Source organism: Acidovorax sp. MR-S7, assembly GCF_000400995.2.
Lineage (GTDB): Bacteria > Pseudomonadota > Gammaproteobacteria > Burkholderiales > Burkholderiaceae_C > MR-S7.
This window is the reverse complement of record NZ_DF238977.1, coordinates 1-6,175: the sequence shown is the minus strand read 5'-3', so window position 1 is coordinate 6,175 and position 6,175 is coordinate 1. Positions and strand designations below refer to the sequence as shown.

Sequence of the window (6,175 nt, the reverse complement as noted above, 5' to 3'; positions counted from 1 at the left end):
ACCATTCAGTTCGGAGACCGCATCTCCGTCAATTGAAGTCCGACCCGTTTACACAAAAATTCGGACACGCCCCTGCTGGGATTGGCGACGGCATTCCTGCCCAATACCCGCAAGAAGAAGCTCTGACCTCGGGCATTCAGGCCCGCAGGGCGCTACACCGTGAGCAGGCGTCTCAACCAGTCCAGGAGCACTGCCGGCAGATGCTCCGTGCGGGGCAGCAGTGCGAAATGGTGCGCGCCGAAAATAAAGGGCAGGTAGTCCGCCGCATGCCGGTCCACCGTCAAACAAAAGGGGGCGACGCCTTGTAGGCGCGCTTCGGCGACGGCCTGCCGGACATCCTCGATGCCGTATCGCCCCTCGTAGTCGTCGATATCATTGGGCTTGCCGTCGGAGAGCAGCAGCAGCAGCCGGTGCGCCGCAGGGGTCTGCAGCAGGGTGGTGCATGCATGCCGCAATGCAGCGCCTGCGCGCGTGTAGTGCTCGGGCTCCAGTCCCGCGATGCGCAGGGCGACCGGAGGTCCGTACGCTTCGTGGAAGCGTTTGACGTTGCGGACGGTGACGCCCTGAGGGCCTTCGCCCGAGAAGGCTTGCACGGCGAAGGGCGCATCCATGCCGTCGAGTGCGACGCTCACGAGCAGCAGTGCCTCGCGTGCCACGTCGATCACCCGCCGGCCTGGTGCGATCCACGCATCGGTGGAGCCGCTGACGTCGATCAGCACCATCACCGCCAGGTCCCGCCGCGTGCGCCGTTCGCTGCAATAGCGGTGCTGGGACAAGGGCAGTCCGGCGGCAAAGTCCGCATGTGCTTCGACACAGGCATCGAGATCGATGTCGTCGCCATCGAGCTGCCGGCGCACGCGCGTCCGGCGGCTGCGCAGCAATTCGAATCGCCGGCGCACCTCTTGCAGCATCGCTTGCCGCTCGGCCAGCGTGTCCTGCAGCCAGCCTGCGGGCCCGTCAGATGCTTCGAACACCTGCACAGTGGCACCCGGAATGCGATAGGTCCCTGTGCGAAAGTCCCATTCGGGATACTGCAGCGTGAGCGCATCGCGCCTTTCCGCATGCCAGGTTGCCTGATGTGCCAGCCTCTCGGGAGGATCGTCGCTCAACAGTACTTCCTTGGCACGCTCCGAAGTCGAGACGAGCCGCGCTTCGGGCAGCTCGGACAGTGCATCGGCAAACTCTTCTGCCGCTGTCTTGGCGTCCTGGTCGCTGGGTCGCTGCATGCCCATGGGGTCTTCGGCCTGCTCGTGTGGCTGAGCCGTCTGTACCATCCAGGCGCCCGATCCCCCTTCGTCGTCTTCATCCTCGCGTGGTTGACGCGATTGCGGGCGGCGTGCCAAGCGTGCAGAACGTACGGGCATTTGCGGCGGTATCTGTTCGGCCGGCGCATTGTCGCCGGCGCAAGCTCTTGCCGGCGGGGCCGGATTGCGCATCTCTCCCAGCCATGCGTCCCGCCACAGCCACCGCTGTAGCCTGCCTTCCCCCTCTGCGGGAACGAACAGCGGCATCAGCTCCTGCGCGCGCGCCATCACCTGTGCCGCGCTGGCGGGCAGGGGGATCAGCCATTGCCTTGAGCCGCCTGCCTGCGGCAACGCGGGAAGCTCTGCAGGGTCGTACGCCAGCGGAGCGCCTGCGAGGGCAGCCAGGATGGCACGTGCCAATCTTTCCAAGCTGCGAAGGGCGCGTGGCAAGGTGTCTGGAGAAGGGCGCTCCTCCAGCACAGCCTGGTGCAAGCGCTCCAGCGGCGCAGCCATGCCCGGCAGGAGAGCGATCAGCGCATGATCGGCCGCATGGGCCTCCAGCAGAGAAAACAGATCGCGCAACAACGGTCGGTGCGTGCTTGCGTGCAGGGGCGCCCCGCCTCGTCGTGCGCGCATCGCTTGGACCAAGGCCAGCACGCGGTAGCGTTCCGCTGCCATGGCGGGCGACAGGGAGGCGGGCATTGTGCGAGGCAGCCATACGTGCGTTCCATCGGTGCCCGGTAAGGCCGAGGTGTGCGGCGGTGGCTCGTTGCGCACGAACCATCGGCGCAGGAATGTCGCCGGTGCGGGCTCCTGCGCCGTCCGTAGCGAAAGCCCATCGCCGAAGGCCGCGCGTATCAGCAGGTCCAGCCGATCGGCGGAGTCCGCCAAATGCAAGGAAGCAGGGCTTTTGTCGGGGCGGTGCCTGCGCCACAAGGCCTGCGCGAAAGTCGTCGCGTGTCTCGCCGCGTCGGTGATGACGTCTTCGGCCTCGGCCATGGCTCACACGAAGGTGGCATCTACGAGGTCGCGCATGGCCCCCACCAGTGCGGGCTCGTCGGAGAGCGGGGACACTACGGCGCGGTAACAGGCTCGGCGCAATTCGATGCCACCTGCGGCCAGCTGCGCCGCGGCGACCAGCAGGCGCGTACTGGGCACTTCCGCCAAGCCGCGATCCTGCAGTGCACGCAGGCGCACGGCCAGCTGTACCAATGCGCGGGCATCTCCCAGGGCCACGCCGCCCTCTTGCGCAACGATCTGCGCCTCCGCGTCTGGTGGTGGGAAATCGAAATCCAATGCCACGAAACGTTGCCGCGTGCTGGGCTTGAGGTCCTTGAGCATGCGCTGGTAGCCCGGGTTGTACGACACCACCAGGCCGAAACCGGGTGTGGCCTGCAGCAGCTCGCCTGTCTTGTCGATGGGCAGCATGCGCCGGTGGTCGGTGAGCGGATGCAGCACGACCACAGTGTCCTGCCGCGCCTCCACCACCTCGTCCAGATAGCACAGGGCACCTTCGCGCATGGCACGCGTGAGAGGCCCGTCCTGCCACACGGTGCCGTCATGGCGGATGAGGAACCGCCCCACCAAGTCGCTGGCGCTCAGGTCGTCATGGCAGGAAATGGTGATGAGCGGCCGTTGCAGGCGCCAAGCCATGTGCTCCATGAAACGCGTCTTGCCGCATCCCGTGGGCCCCTTGAGCATCACGGCCAGGCCCTGTGCGTGGCATCGTGCGAAAACCTCGACCTCGTCGCCGCTCGGCACGTAGTAGGGCGCGGCGGAGCCGGCTGCTGGCTGTGCGCCCACCGGCTCATGCAGTGGCGGCAGTTCTGTTCGCATCGAGTGGATGGTGGGGGGCATCGGCGCGCAACGGTTCCAACCGGGGCGCGTAGCGGAAGAAGTCGATGATGAACAGCGCGACCCCGATGGTGAAGATGGACGCCGTGATGATGAGCATGACGAAGTGCACCTGGATCTTGAGCTGCGCATCCAGGTAGCCCATTCCCATGATGCGTTCGAGGTACACCTGTCCGATGCCTGCCGTGGCAAACGAAAGCGTCATGCCGAACATGCCGGCCATCTGCATCCAGAAGGAGAGATAGCCCATGGACGTGCCTTCCTCGGGCCGGCGCGTGAAGGAGGGCAGGGCATAGGTGATCATCGCCAGCACGATCATCGCGTAGGCGCCATAGAAGGCGGCGTGGCCATGCATGGCCGTGATCAATGTGCCGTGCGTCCATTTGTTGACGCTCGGAAACGTGTGCGCCAGCCCCAGGAGCCCCGCTCCGAACAGCGTGTAGACCGCGCTGCCCACGGTCCAGTGCAGCGCCAGCTTGTTGGGATGGGCCATGCCCGAACGCCGGATGGCGAAATACGCATACATCGCCATGCCCACCAGTGCCACGGGTTCCAGCGCGCTGAAGATGCCGCCGATCGGCAGCCAGTACGACGGCACGCCCACCCAGTAGTAGTGGTGCGCCGTGCCCAGGATGCCGGCAATGAAGACGAGCCCGACGATCACGTACAGCCACTTTTCCATCACCTCCCGGTCGGCGCCCGACAGGCGGATGAGCAGATAGGCAAGGAAGCCGCCCTGGATCATTTCCCACACCCCCTCCACCCACAGATGGATCGTCCACCACCGGTAGAAGATGGAAACGGTGTAGTTCTCGTAGTACAGCAGTGCAGGCAGGTACAGCACGGCGGCCAGGCCCAGGCCGCCCAGCAGCACGCCTTCCGTCGTGGTGAAGCGTCCCGACTTCCGGATGGTCATGCCCACGTTGTAGAGAAACATGAGCATGACGATGACGATGACGATCTTCGACGGCAGGGGCTGCTCCAGCAGCTTGTTGCCGGTGCCCCAGCGGAACAGGTAGCCGACCACCGTGGCCAGGCCCATGAGGGTCCACAGCACGAGCTGGACATAGGCGATCCGCGTGCTGTGGAGTTCGGTGCGGGATTCATCCGGCACCATCCAGTACGTGGCGCCCATGAAGCCGCAGATCACCCACACGATGAGCACGTTCGTGTGGATCATCTTGGTGACGTCGAACGGCAGGATGTAGAGCAAGGGATCGGGCCCCAGGTATTTGGTGGCCGACAGCAGCCCGAACACCAGCTGCAGGCCGAACAGGGCCACGGCCACGGCGAAGTACCAGTAGGCGACGGCTTGTGACTTGTATCTCATGGCGGACTCCCGGGAGAACCTGGCGCTGCGATGGTGCGGACCTGCCTGCGCATACCACCGTTTGGCCTATTTCAACGACATCAAATAGGCCGTGAGCTGGTCGATCTGCTCCGGCTTCAGGTCTTTCGCATACGTCGTGGGCATGAACGAGGTGCCGTCTGCCGAATACATGGCGCCCGGCACCAGGTGTGCGCTGGGTTCCGCGATCGATTCGTGGATATAGCCGCTCACGTCATGCGCCTTCCCCTTGTACTGGCCCGATGCCAGCAGCGATTCGGTGCGGCCCTGCAGGCCTGCCAGGGACGGGCCTGCCATGTCGACGCCGGGTGCCGTGGAGTGGCACGCGGTGCACGCCGGCGTGGCAGAGCGAAACAGCCGCTCGCCGAGGGCAATGGGATCTTCCTGGCCACTGACGGGACGTGCCCCCGGGGGCGCGTCGCCTACGCCGCGGTCTGCGGCAGACGCATCCGTCTGCTGGCTGGCGCTTCGGTCGCTGCCCGGCAGGGCTGCCCCGGTAACGAGGATGGGCCGCGGGGGCCAGCCCTGGTTGTCCACATTGCTCACCCAGTCGAGGAAGGCGATGAGGCCCGCGATATCGTCATCGCTCAGATCCTGCTTGGGCATGAGGCGCCGATGGCGCTTCTCGTCGTAGAACTTCGACGGATCCTTGAGGTAGGCCTTGAGGTAGGCCTCTCCGCGCAGCTTGGTGATCTTGGTGAGATCGGGGGCGTAGTAGGCGCCTTCGCCGAACAGGGTATGGCAGTTGATGCAATTGTTCTTGTGCCATACGTCCTTGCCGAGCGTGACGGCAGGGGTGATGGCATGGGCGTTGGTGAGGCGGTCGAATTGCCGGTGGCTGTCCAGCGTCAGTCCCAGGAAGACGAGGGCCGAGACGGCTGTGGCACCGATCGCGAACAGACGGGTTTGGCGCTTGTTCATTGCGCGCCTCACACGCCGATGCCGGACCAGTAGGTGAGCGCAATGATGCCGCCGTAGCAGATCGCGCCCACCATCAGCAGCACTACCGCATACGAGACCAGTTTGAACGGTACAAACCAAGCTTTCATGTGGGGCTCCCCTCTGTCTCACTCCTGCTGGAGTGGCTAGGTGTCGTTGCGCACCAATGTTGGGAACGCCGCATGCTCAGCGGTGTAGGACAAAGGCCCGAAAACTCTGGAGGGCGGCGCCAGTGGCCTGGCGGCCGCAGCCGCCAGCGCTTCAGGAATTGGCCGTGATACCGGTTTGCCTGGCCACCGCCTGCCAACGCGCGATTTCCTCTCCGAGGAACTTCGAGAACGCTTGCGGACCGATCTGCATGGGGTCGATGAATGCTGCCGCCAGCTTGGCCTTGACATCGGGCAGTTCGACCGATTTCGCAAAGGCTGCGCCCAGCTGTTGCAATACGTCCGGCGGCGTCTTCGCCGGAGCCAGCACGCCGTACCAGGCGCTGGCGACGATACCCGGCACGCTTTCCGAGAAGGTCTGCACCTGCGGCAGCTTGGGATGGCGCGACGGGCTGGCGATGGCGAGAACCTTGAGCCGTTTCGCCTCGATGTGCGGCATGCACGCTGGAACGGAGTTGATCACCAGCGGAATCTGACCGCCGACGGCATCGCTCAGAGCCGCGCTGCCTCCCTTGTAGGGCACGTGTACAAGATCTATACCAGTCTTCAGGGAACCTCTCACAACCCCATGATTGACGGATCCGAATAGGCACGATTGGACGCCAGCCGTTTTGAATGCGCGA

Annotated in this window: 5 protein-coding genes; all 5 read right to left on the bottom strand. The window is 64.9% G+C overall.

The window, feature by feature from the left end:
• Window positions 1–152: 152 nt before the first annotated feature.
• Window positions 153–2,243, bottom strand: a complete 2,091-nt coding sequence (locus AVS7_RS18890) for a nitric oxide reductase activation protein NorD (protein ID WP_024001866.1) — start codon at window positions 2,241–2,243, stop codon at window positions 153–155.
• Between the two features lie 3 nt (window positions 2,244–2,246).
• The gene (locus tag AVS7_RS18885) at window positions 2,247–3,080 is read right to left on the bottom strand and encodes a CbbQ/NirQ/NorQ/GpvN family protein (RefSeq protein ID WP_049696969.1); all 834 of its coding nucleotides are present in this window, start codon (window positions 3,078–3,080) and stop codon (window positions 2,247–2,249) included.
• Window positions 3,052–4,428 carry a cbb3-type cytochrome c oxidase subunit I gene (locus AVS7_RS18880; RefSeq protein ID WP_020229618.1) on the bottom strand — a complete coding sequence of 459 codons (1,377 nt, stop codon included), beginning with the start codon at window positions 4,426–4,428 and terminating at the stop codon, window positions 3,052–3,054. The genes AVS7_RS18885 and AVS7_RS18880 overlap by 29 nt, the downstream gene beginning before the upstream one ends.
• Window positions 4,429–4,494: 66 nt before the next feature.
• The gene (locus AVS7_RS18875) at window positions 4,495–5,367 is read right to left on the bottom strand and encodes a c-type cytochrome (protein WP_020229617.1); all 873 of its coding nucleotides are present in this window, start codon (window positions 5,365–5,367) and stop codon (window positions 4,495–4,497) included.
• A 279-nt stretch (window positions 5,368–5,646) separates the two neighbouring features.
• Window positions 5,647–6,114: a tripartite tricarboxylate transporter substrate-binding protein gene (locus AVS7_RS18870; protein ID WP_082176596.1), complete on the bottom strand. Its 468-nt coding sequence runs from the start codon at window positions 6,112–6,114 to the stop codon at window positions 5,647–5,649.
• Between the last annotated feature and the right edge of the window lie 61 nt (window positions 6,115–6,175).

Excerpts from the sequence above, each read along its gene's own strand:
- AVS7_RS18890 (WP_024001866.1), bottom strand. The coding sequence starts at position 2,243 with ATGGCCGAGGCCGAAGACGTCATCACCGACGCGGCGAGACACGCGACG.
- AVS7_RS18885 (WP_049696969.1), bottom strand. The coding sequence starts at position 3,080 with ATGCGAACAGAACTGCCGCCACTGCATGAGCCGGTGGGCGCACAGCCA.
- AVS7_RS18880 (WP_020229618.1), bottom strand. The coding sequence starts at position 4,428 with ATGAGATACAAGTCACAAGCCGTCGCCTACTGGTACTTCGCCGTGGCC.
- AVS7_RS18875 (WP_020229617.1), bottom strand. The coding sequence starts at position 5,367 with ATGAACAAGCGCCAAACCCGTCTGTTCGCGATCGGTGCCACAGCCGTC.